Consider the following 17229-nt stretch of genomic DNA (forward strand, 5'->3'; position numbering starts at 1 on the left):
TCTTTCTTTTGTTTTTCTGTAATTAGTTTATCTTTATTTAATTGCATTGGATTTTCCAACGTAGGGTTTTCCTGCGTGGGATTCTCCAACGTTGGATTTTCCAATGTAGGTGAAACCGATGCAGGAACGGGCTGCGGCAGCTCGAAAATCACATAGTCTGCACCACGCAGCCGCCCTTTCTCGTCCCGTTCTCTGGAACGCTGGATGTAGCCCGTCTGTTCCAGTTCCCGGATGGCCTGCCGTATCGCATCTATGCTTTCCCGATTGATACGGGCCAGCCCTTGCAGGGTGTAGTCCCAATCTTCCGGCAGGGAGAGCATTTGGGAGAGTAAGCCTTTGGCTTTCAGGGACAAGGCCCGGTTCCGCAGATGATGGTTCGACATGACCGTATAGCCGCTGTTCTTTTCTACCCGAAATACTGCCATTTCACGGATGCCTCCTTTCTGTTTTTGGGCAAAGAAAAAGCCGCAGGCTTTTTGTGAAAGTCTGCGGCTATGCCGATTGTTAGATATTCAATTCTTTGTGTTTCCGCACTCCATATCAATTACCACCGAAACAGTAATGTGATTTTCAATGCGTTTGTTGCGGAGTTTATCGCCCTCGCCATCGAACACAACGTGACGAGAAAATAACGTAAAACGGAGGATTTCTACTAGATTTCTCTTTGTAGCGAAACTATCGCTTCGACGTGCCTCGTCCTCGGGAAAAGGTCCACGGGCTGCACCTTTTCGGCCCGATACCTATGCTCTTCCAACCACTTGGCATCCCGGGCAGCGGTGGAGGGGTTGCAGCTGACATAGACCACCCGGCGGGGGGACATGGCGACGACAGCGGAAAGGGTTGCTTCATCACAGCCTTTGCGGGGCGGGTCGAGCATCACAACATCCGGGTGCAGGCCCTCGGCGGCAAGCTGAGAGGCGGCCTTACCAGCATCGGCGCAGAAGAAGCGGCTCTTTGCGGCTATGGTATCACCCATGCGGGCTGCATTGGCCTTGGCGCTTTCGATGGCCTCAGGCACGATCTCCACGCCGATGAGCTCCCGGCAATGGTCTGCCATGGACAGGCCAATGGTGCCCATGCCGCAGTAGAGGTCCAACAGCAGGTCATCCGGGGTCAACTGAGCATATTCTGCGGCAATGCCATAGAGCTGCTCAGCGGCCAGGGTGTTGACCTGATAGAACGACAAGGGGCCCAGCTGCACCGGAACGCCGCAGAGGGTGTCCTCGATGAACCCGGGGCCGTACAGGGTGTGGGTCTCGCTGCCCAGGATCACATTGGTGTTTCTGGCGTTGACATTGATCAGGATGGTAGCGATATCGGAAAACTGCGCAGTCAGTGCGCGGCAAAGCTCCTCTGCGTGGGGCAGCTTTGCCCGGGTGCAGACCAGACAGACCATGATCTGGCCGCTGTGGACACCCCGGCGCAGAAACATATGACGCACCAGCCCCTTGCCCGTCTGCTCATCGTAGGGCTGAATGTTGTGGGCGGCAAAGAAATCGCAGAGGGTATTGCCGATCTCGTTCAGCACATCCGGCTGCAGCTTGCAGTCGGGGCAGGGTACAATGCGGTGGGTGCGCCCGGCGTAGAAACCGATGCAGGGCTTGCCATTCTTATCACAGCCCACCGGGAATTGAACTTTATTGCGGTAGCGGTCGATCTCGGGGGAGGGGAGGGGCGGCAGCACGGGTACATCCAGCCCGCCAATGCGGCGGAAAGCATCGGTAACGCTTTCACCCTTGGCGCGCAGTTCAGCGGCATAATCCAGATGCCGCAGGCTGCAGCCACCGCAAGGGCCGGCCACTGCACAATCTACCGGGATACGGTCAGGCGAGGGAGTCTGAATGGCATCCAGAATACCGAAAGCGTAGCGGCCGCAATCTTTGACGATGCGGATGGCGGCAACGTCACCGGGGGCGGTGCCGGGTATGAACACAGCCTCGCCGTCCGGGCTGTGAGCAACGCCGCTGCCATCGTTGGACAGGCGCTCAATGGTCAGGGTCAGCACCTGATTTTTTTGTAAGGGCATGGAAATTCTCCTTTGGAATGGGATTGGGTCAGGCTTCTTCCGAAGCGGGGGCATCTGCATTTTCGCTCTGGGCGGCAATGTATTTGCTGGGCGGCATCCCCTTGGCCCGCTTGAAGACCCGGGAAAAATAGAACTGGTCAAAGAAGCCCACCGAGATGGCAACCTCTGCAATGGAAAGGTTGCCGGCCCTCAGTAGCTTGCAGGCTTCGTTGATGCGGTATTCGGTCAGATAATCGATGGGGCTCTTGCCCACATTGAGCATAAACACCCGGTACAGATGACTGCGGGAAACGCCCACGCTCTTAGCGACATCATCAATGGAGATGTCGTGCGAATAGTTGAACTGGATGTATTTGATGGCATTCAGCACATATTGATTGGAGGAGGAAGCGTTGTGGGGGCGCGTCTCGCTGGTCTCCTTCATCAGGGCAGAGATGAACAGGTAGAGGTATCCCACCATGGCAGCCTCATCCTGAGGCTCTAACCCACGGGAAGAATAGATGTTGGTCAGAGCTGCCCGCATTCCCTCCGGGTCCTGCGTGTGGTGCACAGGAGCAGTGTCGGTAAAGGGTAGCTGTGCCGCCAGTTTGTGAGCGCAGGCACCGTTGAAGCCGACCCAACTGTACTCCCAGGGCTGCTGCTCATCGGCAGAGTAGCGGATGAGCTGACTGGGCCGGGCAAAGAACAGATCTCCCGGCACGACCTCAAAGGTCTTGCCGCCCACTTCAAAGGTGCCCTTGCCCGAGACCACCAGATGGATCAGGTAGTGATCCCGGATACCGGGGCCCCAGGTTTGGCCCGGGGCACAGCGTTCCAGACCACAGTTGAAGATGGATAATTCAATATTATTGGTGTAATTCTGCTTGAAGGACTGCTTGTAGACATCTGCCATGATCGTTTCCTCCAGTTGACCGCATTCTTGACTCCAGTATATCATAACTGTATCTGCAAATTCAACAAAAGTACATCCGAAACTTTGGTTTTCGCGCCGAAATTGGATTTTTTGCGGATTCAAATTGCAAAAGAGGGCGGAATGAAGTACAATAAGGCTAACCCAAGTGCATGGAACCTTCATGCACGGACTTTGCGGAGAACGTTTGTGGAGGAGGAATGGCCATGGCGACCAGTACACAACTCAGGCGGGAGATCCTTGCGGGGCAGTGGGACGAAGCGCTCTGCACGCTCTATGGCACAGAACCGGCGGTGCTGGCCCGCCAGCGGCAGCGGTATGCCGCCGCGCTGGAACAGTTTGAGTTGTACTATGGCCCCGGGCGGCAGGTGCATGTCTACTCGGCTCCGGGCCGGGCAGAGCTGGGCGGCAACCATACCGATCATCAGCACGGGTATGGTCTTGCGGCAGCGGTGACGCTGGATCTGGTCGCAGTGGCATCCCCCAGTGACGACGGTTTTATCCGGGTCAAATCCCGGGGCTTCAACAAGCTGGATGTCATTGATCTGAGCGAGGCCGAGCCCCAGCAGGGCGAGAGCACCCATTCGGCCAGTCTGATCCGGGGCATTGCGGAAGGTTTCCGGGCACAGGGAAAGACGGTGGGGGGCTTCGATGCCTATACCGCCAGCGACGTGCTTCGGGGCAGCGGGCTTTCCAGCTCGGCGGCTTTTGAGATGGGAATGGCGGCCATCCTGAACGGGGAATATGGCTGTGGCCTGACTGCGCCGGAGCTGGCGAAGATTTGCCAGTATGCGGAAAATACATATTTCGGAAAACCCAGCGGCCTGTTGGATCAGCTGACCAGCGCCGTGGGCGGGGTCATCTTTGCGGATTTTGCCGACCCAAAGAAGCCCCGGATAGAAAAGATCCACACGGCAGGGCTGCTCCCGGCGGACATGACCCTTTGCGTGACCGATACCCGGGGGAGTCACAGTGAGCTGACCGGTGAATTTGCGGCCATCCGGAACGAAATGGAATCGGTGGCGGCCTGTCTGGGCGGTAAGGTATTGGGGCAGGTCAAAGAGCAGGAGTTCTGGACGGCTCTGCCACGCCTGCGCAGGGCTTGCGGGGATTGTGCCGTTCTGCGTGCGATCCACTATTTTGAGGAGAATGCCCGCGCATTGGCCCAGCGGAATGCCCTGGTCAGCGGGGATTTCAATGCTTTCCTGCAGCTGATTCTGGAAAGCGGACACGCTTCTTTTGCCCTGTGCCAGAACGTTTACTGCTCTACGGACGTACGGCATCAGGGGCTCTCGGTGGCGCTTGCCCTCAGTCAGACTCTGCTGGGGGGGCAGGGGGGAGCCTGGCGGATGCAGGGCGGCGGCTTTGCAGGGACCATTCAGGCGTTTGTGCCCGGTGCGCTGACGGCAAAGTATCACAATGCCATGGAAAAGGTGTTCGGTGCGGGCAGCTGCTATCTGCTCCGTCTGCGGGAGCAGGGGGCCCTGCGGGTCATTTGAACATCTGGAAGCGGCCAAACAAAAAGAGCTTCACACTCCGGCAGAAGCCGGAATTGTGAAGCTCTTTCGTGTTACAGGGAAAAGGGCTCAGATACCGCGTTGCTGCTGTTTTTGGCGCATTTCATCCGTGAAATTAGAAACGGCAGAGAAGGTATCATCGTGATAACCGAACCAGTTGGACAGGTTCTTGTAAATGTTCTCTACAAACCGGTAGCCAGAAACAACAACATTGAACAGGAGCAGAGGCACAAACGAGATGGAGATGGAGAGGATCCCCCCCTGAAAGAAGAAATCGTCCAGGTGGAGGTTATCCGTAAAGCTGTCCAATGCATCTCCCAGTTCTCCGCCGCCAAAGATCTCCGGCAGCTCTTCTTCCGGAAGCGTTGCATAAGATGCAGGCATACGCAAGTTTTCCATAAAAGGCTCCTTTCAAAGATTTACTCAGGCGGCCAGAGCTGCTGTACCTGCGGCCTGTGCCTGATTTTTGGCTTCGCTCTCGTTGTAGATGTTCCGCATGTCATTGTAAATGGACAGGAAGCTTTCAATAGCAGACCTAGCCCAGTAGTAGACATAAACGCCTGCAAAACCGGCAGCAACCACAGTCATGGTCTTGCCCACGGGAGTCTGGCGGCCCCAGTAATGCTCAATGGCACCCATCGTGGTCAGACCATCGTTCCGCATGTCAATGATGCCGGCAATGGTGTTGCTGATGGCAGCCTGACCCAGCATACGTACCAGGTTGACACCGACATTAACGGTGAAATTCAGGACATCCTGCGCGTTGATATTCAGCTCAAAAGCGCCGCCAACGGTGTAGACCATTTCATCTTCGGAGAGAACCGCATAGGATGCGGGCAGCTGCATCGTGCTCTGATAGGTAAATTCCATGGTGGAAAACTCCTTTCGTTCGTAAAATCCGCGCAAAGGCGGACGTGAAGCTAATTGGATTATAGCATAATTACCCAAAAACAACAAGAGAGCGATGAAACCCCAAATGCGAAAGAATTGTGAAGATACTGTGGCCGTTTTGTAAAAAAGAAACGGTTCTGCGCGGAAATATGTGGAACGTCCTGTGCGGGATGCGGCGAAAAAATGTTGTGTGAAAATTGAAAATAATGCAAAAAGAGACGGCGGGCACCAGTTCCTCCGGAAAGGAGGGGGCTAGGGCCTGCCGTCTTTGTATGGGGAGAAAAGAAGAAGGAACGTTTTAGCGGTCTGCCGCAGCCGGAGCCCGGTCATACAGTGCTGTCAGATCGGCAATATGCTCGGCCAGCAGACTGGTAAGCGGGGTGTCCAGCCGCCACTGCCAGTTGGCTCCCTGGGTGCTGGGGGTGTTGATGCGGGCCTCCGCGCCCAGATGCAGCCAGTCGGCCATGGGGATGATGGCCATATCCGAAACACTGGCAAGGCAGGCGCAGATCATGGCCTCTGTCAGATCCTCGGGCAGGCAGCGCAGGTAACGGCAGGCATAGTGGACATCCTCGGGGCTGGCAGATTGCCGCCAGCCCTCGGTGGTCACATTGTCATGAGTGCCGGTGTAGACCACGCTGTTGTGAGGGTAGGTGTAGGGAAGATAGTTGCCCGGTTCCCGGCTGTCAAAGGCAAACTGCATGATTTTCATGCCCGGGTAGCCGCTGGCAGCCAGCATGGTCTTGACCTCAGGGGTCAGGTATCCCAGATCCTCCGCAATGATGCTGCCCTGACCCAGGGTCTCGTGGATGGCATCGATGAAAGCACGATCCGGCCCCTTTTCCCAGTGGCCGCCCGCCGCTGTCTTGTTTCCGGCAGGGATGGCGTAGTAGCTCTCAAAACCACGGAAGTGGTCGATGCGCACGACATCATAAATCGAAGTAGCGTGCCGCATCCGGCGCTTCCACCAGGCGAAATCCTCGGCCTTGTGGCGGGGCCAGTCGTAGAGCGGATTGCCCCAGAGCTGACCGTCTGCCGCAAAGGCATCCGGGGGACAGCCTGCCACCTGCGTCAGGTGGGTCTGGCCATCGGTCTGGAAGAGCTCCGGCCGCGTCCACAGATCGCTGGAATCTGGGCTGACGTAGATGGGAATATCTCCCACCAGTTGGATGCCCTTGCCGTTGGCATAGGCTTTCAGGGCATTCCACTGGGTGTAGAAGAAGAACTGCACCGCCTTGAAATAATCCACCTGCCCGGCCAGACGTTCCCTGGCAGCGTCTACGGCCGCGGGCTGGCGGGTGCGCAGGTCATCCGGCCAGTCACACAGGCCTGCCTGTCCCTGTTCGGCCTTGACGGCCATGAACAGGGCGTAATCGTCCAGCCAGAAGCTCTGTGCCGTGCAGAAGTCTTTGTACTCCACGCTGGCTGCAGCCAGCAGACGGTCAGCGGCTTTTTGCAGCACCACCGGGCGCTGCTGGTAGAGCACGCCGTAGTCCACCGGTCCAACCGGAACCTCAGCGGGAATCTCATCGGCGGTCAGATAGCCCTGCTCGTGCAGGACACGGAAATCGATAAAGTAGGGGTTTCCGGCAAAGGCAGAAAAGCTCTGGTAGGGGCTGTCACCGTAGCCGGTGGGGCCAATGGGCAGGATCTGCCAATAGGTCTGCTTTGCACGGGCCAGAAAATCCACGAACGAAAAGGCTTCTTTCCCCAGCGTGCCGATGCCAAAAGGCCCCGGCAGACTAAAAACGGGCATCAGAATGCCGCATGCTCGCATGGTGAACTCCTCCTTAGCCCTTGACAGCGCCTGCAACAACACCTTCAATGATGTATTTCTGGCAGGTCATGTACAGGATGATGATGGGGATGATGGCGATGATGATGCAGGCCATCATGGGGGCCAGCTCCACGCGGCCGTAGCCGCCGCGGAAGTACTGGATCGCCATGGGGATGGTGCGGTACTTCTTGATATCCAGCACCAGAGTGGGCAGCAGGTAGTCGTTCCAGACCCACATGGTTTCCAGAATGGCGGTGGAGATCATGGTAGGCTTCAGGATGGGGAACACGATCTTGAAGAAGATCTGGATGGGGTTGCAGCCATCGATCATGGCGGCCTCCTCGATCTCAATGGGAACGCTCTTCATAAAGCCGGTGAACATAAACACAGCCAGACCGGCACCAAAGCCCAGATAGATGATGCAGATGTTCCAGGGGGTGTTCAGCTTGAGGGTGTCTGCGGTCTTGGAGAGGGTGAACATGACCATCTGGAAGGGGACGACCATCGAGAACACGATGAGCAGGTTCATAAACTTGCTGAGCTTGTTGTTCACGCGGGTCAGGTACCAGCCTGTCATGGAGCAGCACAGCAGGATGAGGACCACACTGGAAACGGTAATGACAAGGCTGTAGCCCAGACTGGAGAGGAAGCCCATTTTGATCACGCCGTAGACGTAGTTGGAAAGGCCTGCAAAGCTCTCACTGGTGGGCAGCTGGAACACGGTAGAGGTGGTAAAGGTACCCTCTTTTTTCAGGCTGTTCAGCAGAATCAGGACGATGGGGTAGATCCACAGCAGGCAAAGCAGGGCCATGATGACGGTGAGAATGTTATCCCACAACTTTTTCTGTTTAATCATTACTGCTGGACCTCCTTAGAACGGGTGAAGTGGAGCTGCGCCAGAGAGATGACCACAACGATCAGGAAGAATACCACAGCCTTTGCCTGGCCGATGCCCTTCCACTGAGCACCGGAGCGGCCATAGAAGGTATTGTAGATGTTCAGGGCCAGCATTTCACTGGCGTTGGCAGGTTCGCCTGCGGTCAGAGCAACGTTCTGGTCGAACAGCTTGAAGCTGTTGGTCAGGGTCAGGAAGGTGCAGATGGTGATGCTGGGCATGACCATGGGCAGCTTGATCTTGAACAGGATCTCGCGGTCAGAAGCACCGTCGATCTTGGCAGCCTCGATCAGGTCACCGGGCACGCTCTGCAGACCGGCCACGTAGATGATCATCATATAACCGATCTGCTGCCAGCACATCAGAATGACCAGACCGACGAAACCGGCCTTGGCATCCAGTGCCAGCAGGGGCTTTTGCAGGTTTGCCAGCACGCCGTTGAGCAGGATCTGCCAGATGTAGCCCAGCAGGATGCCGCCGATCAGGTTGGGCATAAAGTAGACGGTACGGAAGATGTTGGTGCCCTTGATACCGCGGGTCAGCACGATTGCAATGGCAAAGGCGCAGACATTGATGAGCACGGTGGAGACCACAGTGAACGCTGCCGTAAAGCCGAAAGCGTGCAGGAAGGTGGAATCCTGGAACACGGAAATATAGTTCTGGATGCCCACAAAGGTGGTCTTGCTCACGGTGGTGAAGCGCTGGAAGGAAAGGAAGATGCCCCAGATAAAGGGCCAGATAAAGCCGATGATGAACGCGATCAGCGTAGGAAGCACGAACACCGGCCAATATTTGCTGATGGCCTTTTGCATGATATACCTCCAAAACAAAAGGAGGCGGGCGAACAGCTCGCCCGCCTCCCATTACGGTTTACACAAATAAAAGGGGAAAGAGAAAACCGAGAATGCTTAGCCGTTTGCCAGCTTGTACTCCTTAGCCCAGCCATCGACAAAAGCGGTCACAACGCCGTTCCAATCGCCGGTGCCTGCTGCGTAAGCGGTCAGAGCGGAACCAACGCCGTTCTTCCACTCCTCGGAAGGCATGGTGGAGAAGCACCAGTCAACACTGGTCTTGCCAGCTGCAACGTAGTCGTTTGCAATGGCGATCAGGGGGTTGGTGGAATCCTTTGCAGCCTTGAAGGGGATGACAAAGCCCATATCATCAGCCATTGCGCTGGTGCCGGTCTCGGAGGTGACACACCAGTACAGGAAGTCCAGAGTGGCCTGAATGTCCTCGTCAGAAGAGGTGTTGTTCACGCACCAGAAGTTCTCGGAACCGGTGCACAGGCCCTGGTTCTCCTCGCCCTCAGCGCCGATGTAGATGGGCAGCATACCCAGGTTGTCGTCGCCCAGATCCTTCACGTCGCTGTAAGCCCAGGTGCCGTTCTGATAGAAGACAGCCTTTTTACCAACAAACTCGGCCACAGCGTCGTTGCCGGTCTTGGAAGCCAGCAGCGTGGGGTCGCAGGTAGAATCGGTGATGTACAGATCCCAGATCTGCTTGTAGTTGTCGAGGTAGGTGCCCTTGATAGCGTCGGTGGAGCTGATGCCGTCTGCCTTGTACTCGTAGTAGATGGGCAGGTTTGCCAGATGGGTCTTGAAACGCCAGTCAGAAGAGGCATCCATGCCGGCGGAAGTGAAAGCGCCATCCACGCCCAGCTCAGCCTTGCGTGCCTGGATATCATCGGCGACCTTCTTCAGATCGTCAAAGCCCTTGATGTCGTCCTGGGTGTAGCCAGCGGCAGTCAGCAGCTCCTTGTTGTAGATGATGCCGTAGGTCTCAATGACGTATGCGATGCTGGTGACAGCGTCGCCGTCCTTCAGGGCGAAGGAGTCGCTGGTCAGCTCGCCGTACAGCTTGCTGCCGGACAGGTCGTAGCAGTAATCCTTCCAGTTGGCCAGACCCACAGGACCGTTGACCTGGAACAGGGTAGGAGCCTCGCTCTTCTCCATCTCGCTCATCAGGGTGGTCTCGTACTGACCGGAAGCGGCGGTCACAACGGTCACAGGCACGCCGGTCTCCTTGGTGTACGCAGCAGCCAGGTCCTGCCAGGCCTGATCCTGTTCGGGCTTGAAGTTCAGGTAGTAGACCTTGCCGTCAGCCTTTGCAGCGGTCTCGGAACCGGCAGCAGAGCTGGCAGTGGAGGAAGCGGTGGAGCTGGACGAACCACCACAGGCAGCCAAGCCCAGAGCAGCGGTAGAAGCGCCTGCGACCTTCAGAAAGTTACGACGAGAGATCATCTTTTTCATAGTAGTACTCCTTCTTCTTTTGGTTAATATCTGCCACCGTCCACAGCATGAGGACGGAAGTTAGACTGAATAGTTCCGGCGGCAGGGGCAAACGCTTTCGCCCTGCTGCAATTCCGGCTGGAGCGTGACGGTCTGGGCCGGGGCTCCGTGTTCGATCTGCCGCACCAGCAGCTCGATGCTCTGCAGTGCGATCTGTTCACTGGGCTGGACGATGGTGGTCATCACCGGCACGCAGTAGCGGGACATCGTGATGCCATCAAAACCGATCACTGAGACATCCTCCGGCACCCGCAACCCTGCGCTTACCAGCGCCCGGATCGCACCAAAGGCGATCACATCGCTCATGGCAAACAGGGCAGTGAACTCGGCCCGGCGGGCCAGCAGACTGTTCATGGCGTGGTAGGCGGACTCGAAATCGTAGTTGGACAGGCCATAGAGCTTATCGTCAAGGACAAGCCCTGCGTCCTCCATGGCATCCTGCGCACCCAGACGACGCATCCGGCTGGGAAAGCTGGTGGCCGGACCGCCCAGCACCGCGATCTTGCGGTGACCCTGTGCGATGAGATGGGAGACTGCCGCTTTTGCTGCGGCCCGGTCATCCACACCCACCATCGAGAGGTTGGGAAAGTCCAATTCGTTGGAGACCAGTGTGGCCAGCACGGAGGGAACGGAGATGTTTGCAAAGCCGTTCTGGAAGTTCGTGACACTGCCGCCCAGAAAGATCATGCCCTTGGGCTTGATCTCCCGCAGGATCTTCTCGGCAGCATCGATCTCGTTGGCGTTCTCGTCCAGGTAGGAGACGATGCCGTTGTACCCATACAGGGTAGCGGCCCGCTGCAGCTGAACGAGGAAGTCGGAGAAGAAGATGTTCCGGGTCCCCTTGACCACGAACACCAGGCTACGGGATTGCTGGATCTTCAGCTGCCGCGCGTTGGTGTTGGGGGTAAAACCTGCCTCCCGCATGACCTTGAGCACATGCTCCTTGGTCTCGGGCCGGACATCCGGCCGGTCATTGATGACGCGCGAAATGGTGCTGACAGAACAGCCGCTGATGCGGGCAATGTCCTTGATCGTCATATCGCGTGCCCTCGCTTTCGGTTGGATTTTCGGGAACGGTGTCGGGAACGTTTCCAGTGGCTATAGTATGGCACAGTTTGTTCAAAAAATCAATCATGTGGAAGTAATTTCGTAAAAGGTGTACAAAGAATCGACTTGCATTTGTGCAGATTGATTTGCCAGCACATCAAAACACCGGTTGATTTCGGAAATTCCCGGTAAAATATCATGAAATGCCGGAAAAACCGTACCAGTTTGTAACTTTTTGACCGAGTGATGCAATTTTATGGATGAGAGAGATCTGCCCGGAAACTGCGGGAACGGTTCCATAAGATGTTCCCAGAATGCAGCAAAAAGAAACAGGCAGACTACTGAGTGCCGGGAGCACTGCACAAACGAAAGACACAACAAAAAAGCGCTTTCACCTTGTCATCGGTGAAAGCGCTTTGCTGATTGCTGATTATTTTGAATGGGTTGATAAAGTTCTGATTAGTCGCTGACGTAGGGCATCAGAGCAACGTGACGAGCACGCTTGATGGCGGTGGTCAGTGCGCGCTGATGATAAGCGCAGGTGCCGGTCACACGGCGGGGAATGATCTTAGCACGCTCAGAGACGTACTTACGCAGACGGGGCACGTCCTTGTAATCGATGGTGTCGATGCGATCGACACAGAAGCTGCAAACCTTCTTGCGGCCGCGACGCATGGGGCGTGCGGGGCGAGAGCCTTCGGTTCTTTCAAAAGCCATTGCTTATTACCTCCTATAAGAATTGAACGGTCAGACCGTTACGGAATCAGAACGGCAGGTCATCACTGTCATCAATGACAGCAAAATCATCTGCACTGCCGGCGGAATAGCTGGGAGCTGCCTCCACAGCAGCCGGACGGGCAGGGGCTGCGTTCTGGTAGGCGGGAGCAGAATTCTGATAATTTGCTCCACCGCCCTGATTGCTGCTCTTGGGGCCTGCAAAGCTGATGTTGTTGGCTACGACTTCCACAGCCGTGCGATTGTTGCCGTTCTTATCCTGATACTGGCGGGTCTGAAGAGAGCCTTCGATGGCGATCAGACTGCCTTTCTGGAAATACTTAGAAACAAACTCGGCCTGAGAACGCCAGGCAACAATGTCAATGAAATCAGCCTGACGCTGCTCACCCTGACGCACAAAATTGCGGTCGCAGGCAATGCGGAAGCTGCACACATTGGTGCCCTGGGGCGTGGTGCGGAGTTCAGGATCCGCCACAAGACGGCCCATGATAGCAACAACATTCAACATTTTACGGTCTCCCTTTCTGTCACGAAAAGATTACTCCTCGTGGGCAACGATCAGGCTGCGCATAACACCTTCAGTGATCTTGTACACACGGTCCAGCTCAGCGGGGAAGCTGGGCTCGCTGGTGAAGTTGATCACAGTGTAAACGCCTTCCTCCTCGTCGTTGATGGGGTAGGCCAGACGGCGCTTGCCCCACTCGTCGATGGAATCGATCGTACCGTTGTTCTCGATCAGGGTCTTGAACTTACCAACCAGAGCGGCGGTAGCCTCCTCGTCGAGAGCGGCGCTGGTAATCAGCATGGTTTCGTACTTTGCCATTTTGTAGCACCTCCTTTTGGACTTAAGGGCCTCAAGGTTATGAGGCCAAGGGTACACACGACATGCGGCATCGCCTGCCGTGTGTGGCGTGTCTGTTCAGACAGCAATTTATTATAGCAAGTCCCTGCTATTTTGTCAAGCCCAACGGCCCAAAAATCCGCACAAAAATTTGTGCTGAAGCTTTGGTGAACTTTGTCTGTTTTTTTAACGAGAAAAATTGATAATCATTTTGATTTTGGCAATGAGCGGCGATATAATAAAGAAATAGGATGGCGGGCGCGGCCGGCCGCCCTGTATAAAGAAATAGAACGGAGGAAGACAAATTTATGTATTCTGTTTTTCGGAACCTTGCCATCATCATCCTCAGTGCCAAGTTCTTCGGGCTGGTGGCCCGCAAGTGCAAGGCACCGCAGGTGGTGGGCGAGATCGTTGCGGGCCTGATCATTGGGCCCTGCCTGCTGAACCTTGTGCATATCAGCGATACCATTTCTATCTTTGCAGAGATCGGCGTGGTGCTGCTGATGTTCTCCACGGGCCTTGGCACCAACCTGAAGGAGCTGATCAAGGCAGGCCCCATCGCAACACTGATCGCCTGTGTGGGCGTGGCGGTGCCGCTGGCAGGGGGCACGCTCCTTTATAGTCTGTTCTACGGCTTCTCGGCGTTGGGCAGCCAGGAGTTCTACCGTGCTCTCTTCATCGGTACCATTATGACCGCCACCAGTGTGTCCATCACCGTGGCCACCCTGCAGGAGATGGGCCACCTGAAGAGCTTCCTTGGCACCACCATCGTCAGTGCCGCCGTTATCGATGATGTCATCGGCATCGTGGTGCTGACCTGTGTGCTGGGAGCCAGCTCCGGCACCGGCACAGGGCTGGGTAAGGTGCTGATGAACACCGTGCTGTTCTTCGCCACCGCCATCGGCGTGGGCATCATTGCCCATTTCGCCATGAAGTGGCTGGACAAGCGCAACCCCCACACCCAGCGCATCACCATCGTCAGTATGGCATTCTGCTTTGCCATGGCCTACATTGCTGAGGCTTACTTCGGCATTGCAGACATCACCGGTGCCTACATCGCAGGCATCGTCCTGTGCACTCTGGAGGATGCCCCCTATGTGGAGCGCCGGGTGGACATCAGCAACTATGTGCTGTTTGCTCCCATCTTCTTCGCCAGCATCGGCCTGAAGACAGATATCAGCGGCCTGACCCCGGAGATCCTGCTGTTCAGCGTGTGCTTCGTGGTGGTGGCCCTGATCACCAAGATCATCGGCTGCGGGCTGGCGGCCAAGGTCTGCAGGTTCAGCTGGGGTGATTCCCTCAAGGTGGGTGTTGGCATGATGACCCGCGGCGAGGTGGCCCTGATCGTGGCCCAGAAGGGCCTGGACATCGGCGTGGTGGATTCCGTCTACTTCACCGCCGTCATCCTGCTCATCGTCGTGTCCAGTGTGGCCACTCCGCTGGTCCTGAAAGCGCTGTTTACTAAAATGCCTGTGCAGCCGCATCCCAGTCAGGCAAAGCAGTAAGGGAGCTCTGCCAGAACCCTCTTGATGTTTTCCAAAACGACAGCAGCACCTCACCAGAAATGGCGGGGTGCTGCTGCTTTATGGGGAGAAACGGGGCGAAAAGTTTTCGCAAACGGTGCAAAACGGGCTGAAAAGCGGGGCCCTTTTGTGAATAGTGCTAAAGAAATGGCGAAATCCTTGTAAAAAATAACAGCAGGTGGTATAATTTACCTGTAAAACGAAAATGATTGGCTCAAAAGAAACAAACTTGGAGGGATTTACATGAAAACTGTAGCGCAGACCGTGATCGAGGCAGATCGCTTCTATACCATCGCTGCCAAGGGCGGCAGTGTCATTCAGGCCGTGGAGAAGGCCACCAACGGCGGCGATATCCGCCTGGGCAAGTACGAGCACAAGCCCGAGCAGGAGTGGGCCTTTGTGCGCGAGGGTGACGGCGTGTACCGCATCCGCAACCGCGCATCCGGCAAGCTGATCGACCTGATGATGACCGGCACCGCCAATGGCACCTGGCTGCACCTGTGGGAGGATGTGGGCGGCACCTCCCAGATGTGGGCCGTGGAGCCCACCCCCGCCGGCACCGTCCGTCTGCGTTCTTCCTGGGCCAGCGGCAAGTGCATCGATACTGTGGGCATGGGTGCCAACGATGGTGCCATCCTGCAGATCTGGCAGGAGGCCGCAGGCGATGACCAGCTGTGGACCATTTCCGAGGTGAAGGACCGCGCAAAGCGTGCCCCTGCCAAGAAGGCAGAGGAGCCCGTTGTAGAGACTTCACCTGTGGTCGAGAGCGCTCCTGCAGAGGAGGCAAAGCCGGAGGTCAAGGAAAAGCCCGTTGTGGAGGAAAAGCCCGTGGAGGAGCCTGCAAAGGCTGAGGAGAAGCCCGCCGAGCCTGTTAAGGCCGAAGAGGTGAAGGCAGAGCCTGTCAAGGCCGCTGCTCCCGCTGCCAAGGCTCCCGCAAAGAAGCCCGCCGCCAAAAAGACCAGCCGCGCTGCCCGCAAAAAGGCCGCTGCCGCTAAAAAGTAAGTAATACAAGCAAAAAGCAGCTGCATTCCGTAAAAACACGGAGTGCAGCTGCTTTTTTATTGCGATCTTACAGGCCTCCCCTGCGAGGAGAACTGGAACGAAACGCCTGAGAAGGTCAGACGTGCATCATGCCGCGCTGTGCATGGATGCGGAATTTGAGTGCGGCGGCGATAAAGCCCTTGAACAGGGGATGAGCGCGGTTGGGGCGGCTCTTGAATTCGGGGTGGAACTGTGCACCCAGATGGAAGTCACGGCCGGGCAGCTCCACGGTCTCCACCAGACGGCCGTCAGGGCTGGTGCCGGAAATGACCAGTCCGGCATCCTCCATCTCCTGACGGAACTCGTTGTTGAACTCGTAGCGGTGACGGTGACGCTCCCAGATCTCAGCCTCGCCGTAGCACTCGGCCATCTTGGTGCCGGGCTTGACGGTGCAGGGGTACTTGCCCAGACGCATGGTGCCGCCCTTGGGGATGTTGCCCTGCTGGTCGGCCATCAGGGCAATGACATTGTGGGCACCATCGGGGGTGAACTCGCTGGAATTGGCATCGGCATAGCCCAGCACGCCGCGTGCGAACTCCATCACCATGATCTGCATTCCCAGGCAGATGCCAAAGTAGGGGATCTGGTTCTCACGGGCATACTGTGCGGCCTGGATCATGCCCTCGATGCCGCGGTCACCAAAGCCGCCGGGCACAATGATGCCGTCCACGTCAGCAAACACTTCTTTGCAGGCATCCTGATCGATCAGGTCCTCGCTCTCCACCCACTTGATGTCTACCTGACTGTCGTTCTCAAAACCGGCGTGGTACAGGCTCTCCATCACAGAAAGATAAGCGTCGTGCAGCTTGACGTACTTGCCCACCAGCGCAATGGTGCAGGTCTTGCTGCGGGTGGCAATGCGGGAGACCACACCCTTCCACTCGGTCAGGTCGGCGGGGGGCACGTCCAGCTTGAGCTTTTCCACCACCACATCATCCAGACCGTTGGTGTGGAGCATCAGCGGGCACTGGTACAGGCTGGGCATGGTCAGGTTCTCAATGACACACTCAGGCTTGACATTGCAGAAGGTGCTGATCTTGCGGCGGATATCGCCGCCCACGCTGCCGTCAGCACGCAGGATGATGATATCGGGGTTCACGCCCATGCCCTGCAGCTCCTTGACGGAATGCTGGGCCGGCTTGGACTTGTACTCGTCGGAGCCGGAAATATAGGGCACCAGCACAACATGGATGTAGCAGCAGTTGTCGCGGCCCTGCTCCAGGCCCACCTGACGGATGGCCTCCAGGAAGGGCTGGCTCTCAATATCGCCGGTGGTGCCGCCGATCTCGGTAATGACCACATCGGCATCGGTAGAGGATGCCATGTTGTAGATGTAATTCTTGATCTCGTTGGTGATGTGGGGGATGATCTGGACGGTCTGACCCAGATAAGCGCCCTGGCGCTCCTTGTTCAGCACGTTCCAGTACACCTTGCCGGTGGTCAGGTTGGAATACTTGTTCAGATTTTCGTCGATGAAGCGCTCATAGTGGCCCAGATCAAGGTCGGTCTCAGTGCCGTCATCGGTCACGAATACCTCACCGTGCTGCAAGGGGCTCATGGTGCCGGGGTCCACGTTCACATAGGGGTCCAGCTTCTGGCTGGCGACCTTCAGTCCGCGGCACTTGAGCAGGCGGCCCAGAGAAGCCGCCGTGATGCCCTTGCCCAGACCGGAGACAACGCCGCCGGTCACAAAGATGAATTTTGCCATTTGTTCAGTCCTCCTCTAATTTATCTTTCA

18 protein-coding genes are annotated in these 17229 nt (G+C 56.7%); 4 read left to right on the forward strand and 14 right to left on the reverse strand.

The window, feature by feature from the left end; translation table 11 throughout:
• The 3 genes from D3F01_RS00005 to D3F01_RS00015 form a co-directional block, all read right to left on the reverse strand.
• The coding region (locus tag D3F01_RS00005) for a helix-turn-helix domain-containing protein (protein ID WP_242885377.1) at nucleotides 1-425 on the reverse strand (425 nt) is incomplete at its 3' end.
• A 227-nt stretch (nucleotides 426-652) separates the two neighbouring features.
• The gene (gene rlmD, locus D3F01_RS00010) at nucleotides 653-2026 is read right to left on the reverse strand and encodes a 23S rRNA (uracil(1939)-C(5))-methyltransferase RlmD (RefSeq protein ID WP_242885379.1); all 1374 of its coding nucleotides are present in this window, start codon (nucleotides 2024-2026) and stop codon (nucleotides 653-655) included.
• Nucleotides 2027-2054: 28 nt separating this feature from the next.
• The gene (locus D3F01_RS00015) at nucleotides 2055-2918 is read right to left on the reverse strand and encodes an AraC family transcriptional regulator (RefSeq protein ID WP_035394341.1); all 864 of its coding nucleotides are present in this window, start codon (nucleotides 2916-2918) and stop codon (nucleotides 2055-2057) included.
• A 224-nt stretch (nucleotides 2919-3142) separates the two neighbouring features.
• On the opposite strand from D3F01_RS00015, the gene D3F01_RS00020 reads away from it, so the two are divergent.
• Nucleotides 3143-4435 (forward strand): galactokinase family protein, encoded by a 1293-nt coding sequence (locus D3F01_RS00020; RefSeq protein ID WP_242885381.1) that lies wholly within the window; start codon nucleotides 3143-3145, stop codon nucleotides 4433-4435.
• A gap of 87 nt (nucleotides 4436-4522) precedes the next feature.
• On the opposite strand, the gene D3F01_RS00025 is transcribed toward D3F01_RS00020, so the two are convergent.
• The 7 genes from D3F01_RS00025 to D3F01_RS00055 form a co-directional block, all read right to left on the reverse strand.
• The gene (locus D3F01_RS00025) at nucleotides 4523-4852 is read right to left on the reverse strand and encodes a hypothetical protein (RefSeq protein WP_117476103.1); all 330 of its coding nucleotides are present in this window, start codon (nucleotides 4850-4852) and stop codon (nucleotides 4523-4525) included.
• Between the two features lie 24 nt (nucleotides 4853-4876).
• On the reverse strand, nucleotides 4877-5323 hold the full coding sequence (locus D3F01_RS00030) for a hypothetical protein (protein WP_005933531.1): 447 nt from the start codon (nucleotides 5321-5323) through the stop codon (nucleotides 4877-4879).
• A gap of 319 nt (nucleotides 5324-5642) precedes the next feature.
• A complete protein-coding gene (gene malQ, locus D3F01_RS00035; RefSeq protein ID WP_242885382.1) occupies nucleotides 5643-7121 on the reverse strand; it encodes a 4-alpha-glucanotransferase in 1479 nt (492 codons plus the stop codon).
• A gap of 13 nt (nucleotides 7122-7134) precedes the next feature.
• Complete coding sequence (locus tag D3F01_RS00040; RefSeq protein WP_098922199.1) at nucleotides 7135-7977, reverse strand: carbohydrate ABC transporter permease; 843 nt, start codon at nucleotides 7975-7977, stop codon at nucleotides 7135-7137.
• On the reverse strand, nucleotides 7977-8828 hold the full coding sequence (locus D3F01_RS00045; protein ID WP_098922200.1) for a sugar ABC transporter permease: 852 nt from the start codon (nucleotides 8826-8828) through the stop codon (nucleotides 7977-7979). Before D3F01_RS00045 ends, D3F01_RS00040 begins: the two co-directional genes overlap by 1 nt.
• 96 nt (nucleotides 8829-8924) lie before the next feature.
• Nucleotides 8925-10265 carry an extracellular solute-binding protein gene (locus D3F01_RS00050; RefSeq protein WP_242885383.1) on the reverse strand — a complete coding sequence of 447 codons (1341 nt, stop codon included), beginning with the start codon at nucleotides 10263-10265 and terminating at the stop codon, nucleotides 8925-8927.
• 60 nt (nucleotides 10266-10325) lie between these two features.
• Nucleotides 10326-11342 (reverse strand): LacI family DNA-binding transcriptional regulator, encoded by a 1017-nt coding sequence (locus tag D3F01_RS00055; RefSeq protein WP_117476108.1) that lies wholly within the window; start codon nucleotides 11340-11342, stop codon nucleotides 10326-10328.
• A 323-nt stretch (nucleotides 11343-11665) separates the two neighbouring features.
• Here D3F01_RS00055 and D3F01_RS00060 point away from each other — a divergent pair, with 323 nt between their 5' ends.
• Nucleotides 11666-11821: a hypothetical protein gene (locus D3F01_RS00060; RefSeq protein ID WP_156061002.1), complete on the forward strand. Its 156-nt coding sequence runs from the start codon at nucleotides 11666-11668 to the stop codon at nucleotides 11819-11821.
• On the opposite strand, the gene rpsR is transcribed toward D3F01_RS00060, so the two are convergent.
• The 3 genes from rpsR to rpsF are packed head-to-tail and all read right to left on the reverse strand — an operon-like array spanning nucleotide 11811 to nucleotide 12909.
• Nucleotides 11811-12068: a 30S ribosomal protein S18 gene (gene rpsR / locus D3F01_RS00065; protein WP_050762800.1), complete on the reverse strand. Its 258-nt coding sequence runs from the start codon at nucleotides 12066-12068 to the stop codon at nucleotides 11811-11813. The two genes, D3F01_RS00060 and rpsR, sit on opposite strands and share 11 nt — an antisense overlap.
• A 46-nt stretch (nucleotides 12069-12114) precedes the next feature.
• Nucleotides 12115-12594 carry a single-stranded DNA-binding protein gene (ssb, locus tag D3F01_RS00070; protein WP_005933513.1) on the reverse strand — a complete coding sequence of 160 codons (480 nt, stop codon included), beginning with the start codon at nucleotides 12592-12594 and terminating at the stop codon, nucleotides 12115-12117.
• A gap of 30 nt (nucleotides 12595-12624) precedes the next feature.
• Complete coding sequence (gene rpsF, locus D3F01_RS00075) at nucleotides 12625-12909, reverse strand: 30S ribosomal protein S6 (protein WP_005933510.1); 285 nt, start codon at nucleotides 12907-12909, stop codon at nucleotides 12625-12627.
• 326 nt (nucleotides 12910-13235) lie between these two features.
• On the opposite strand from rpsF, the gene D3F01_RS00080 reads away from it, so the two are divergent.
• Both D3F01_RS00080 and D3F01_RS00085 read left to right on the forward strand, forming a co-directional pair.
• Nucleotides 13236-14432 (forward strand): cation:proton antiporter, encoded by a 1197-nt coding sequence (locus D3F01_RS00080; RefSeq protein WP_242885385.1) that lies wholly within the window; start codon nucleotides 13236-13238, stop codon nucleotides 14430-14432.
• Nucleotides 14433-14693: 261 nt separating this feature from the next.
• Nucleotides 14694-15452, forward strand: a complete 759-nt coding sequence (locus tag D3F01_RS00085) for an RICIN domain-containing protein (protein ID WP_242885388.1) — start codon at nucleotides 14694-14696, stop codon at nucleotides 15450-15452.
• A gap of 115 nt (nucleotides 15453-15567) precedes the next feature.
• Here D3F01_RS00085 and D3F01_RS00090 read toward each other — a convergent pair whose 3' ends face one another.
• On the reverse strand, nucleotides 15568-17199 hold the full coding sequence (locus tag D3F01_RS00090) for a CTP synthase (RefSeq protein WP_097771883.1): 1632 nt from the start codon (nucleotides 17197-17199) through the stop codon (nucleotides 15568-15570).
• Nucleotides 17200-17229 lie beyond the last annotated feature (30 nt).

It is taken from the genome of Faecalibacterium sp. BCRC 81149, assembly GCF_022750605.1.
Classification (GTDB): Bacteria; Bacillota; Clostridia; order Oscillospirales; family Ruminococcaceae; genus Faecalibacterium; species Faecalibacterium duncaniae.

Bases quoted from the DNA above. Each gene is read 5' to 3' on its own strand.
- ssb (WP_005933513.1), bottom strand. From the start codon at position 12,594: ATGTTGAATGTTGTTGCTATCATGGGCCGTCTTGTGGCGGATCCTGAA.
- rpsR (WP_050762800.1), bottom strand. From the start codon at position 12,068: ATGGCTTTTGAAAGAACCGAAGGCTCTCGCCCCGCACGCCCCATGCGT.
- rlmD (WP_242885379.1), bottom strand. From the start codon at position 2,026: ATGCCCTTACAAAAAAATCAGGTGCTGACCCTGACCATTGAGCGCCTG.
- D3F01_RS00020 (WP_242885381.1), top strand. From the start codon at position 3,143: ATGGCGACCAGTACACAACTCAGGCGGGAGATCCTTGCGGGGCAGTGG.
- D3F01_RS00085 (WP_242885388.1), top strand. From the start codon at position 14,694: ATGAAAACTGTAGCGCAGACCGTGATCGAGGCAGATCGCTTCTATACC.
- D3F01_RS00090 (WP_097771883.1), bottom strand. From the start codon at position 17,199: ATGGCAAAATTCATCTTTGTGACCGGCGGCGTTGTCTCCGGTCTGGGC.
- malQ (WP_242885382.1), bottom strand. From the start codon at position 7,121: ATGCGAGCATGCGGCATTCTGATGCCCGTTTTTAGTCTGCCGGGGCCT.
- D3F01_RS00080 (WP_242885385.1), top strand. From the start codon at position 13,236: ATGTATTCTGTTTTTCGGAACCTTGCCATCATCATCCTCAGTGCCAAG.
- D3F01_RS00055 (WP_117476108.1), bottom strand. From the start codon at position 11,342: ATGACGATCAAGGACATTGCCCGCATCAGCGGCTGTTCTGTCAGCACC.
- D3F01_RS00040 (WP_098922199.1), bottom strand. From the start codon at position 7,977: ATGATTAAACAGAAAAAGTTGTGGGATAACATTCTCACCGTCATCATG.
- D3F01_RS00025 (WP_117476103.1), bottom strand. From the start codon at position 4,852: ATGGAAAACTTGCGTATGCCTGCATCTTATGCAACGCTTCCGGAAGAA.
- D3F01_RS00050 (WP_242885383.1), bottom strand. From the start codon at position 10,265: ATGAAAAAGATGATCTCTCGTCGTAACTTTCTGAAGGTCGCAGGCGCT.
- D3F01_RS00045 (WP_098922200.1), bottom strand. From the start codon at position 8,828: ATGCAAAAGGCCATCAGCAAATATTGGCCGGTGTTCGTGCTTCCTACG.
- D3F01_RS00015 (WP_035394341.1), bottom strand. From the start codon at position 2,918: ATGGCAGATGTCTACAAGCAGTCCTTCAAGCAGAATTACACCAATAAT.
- D3F01_RS00030 (WP_005933531.1), bottom strand. From the start codon at position 5,323: ATGGAATTTACCTATCAGAGCACGATGCAGCTGCCCGCATCCTATGCG.
- rpsF (WP_005933510.1), bottom strand. From the start codon at position 12,909: ATGGCAAAGTACGAAACCATGCTGATTACCAGCGCCGCTCTCGACGAG.
- D3F01_RS00060 (WP_156061002.1), top strand. From the start codon at position 11,666: ATGCAGCAAAAAGAAACAGGCAGACTACTGAGTGCCGGGAGCACTGCA.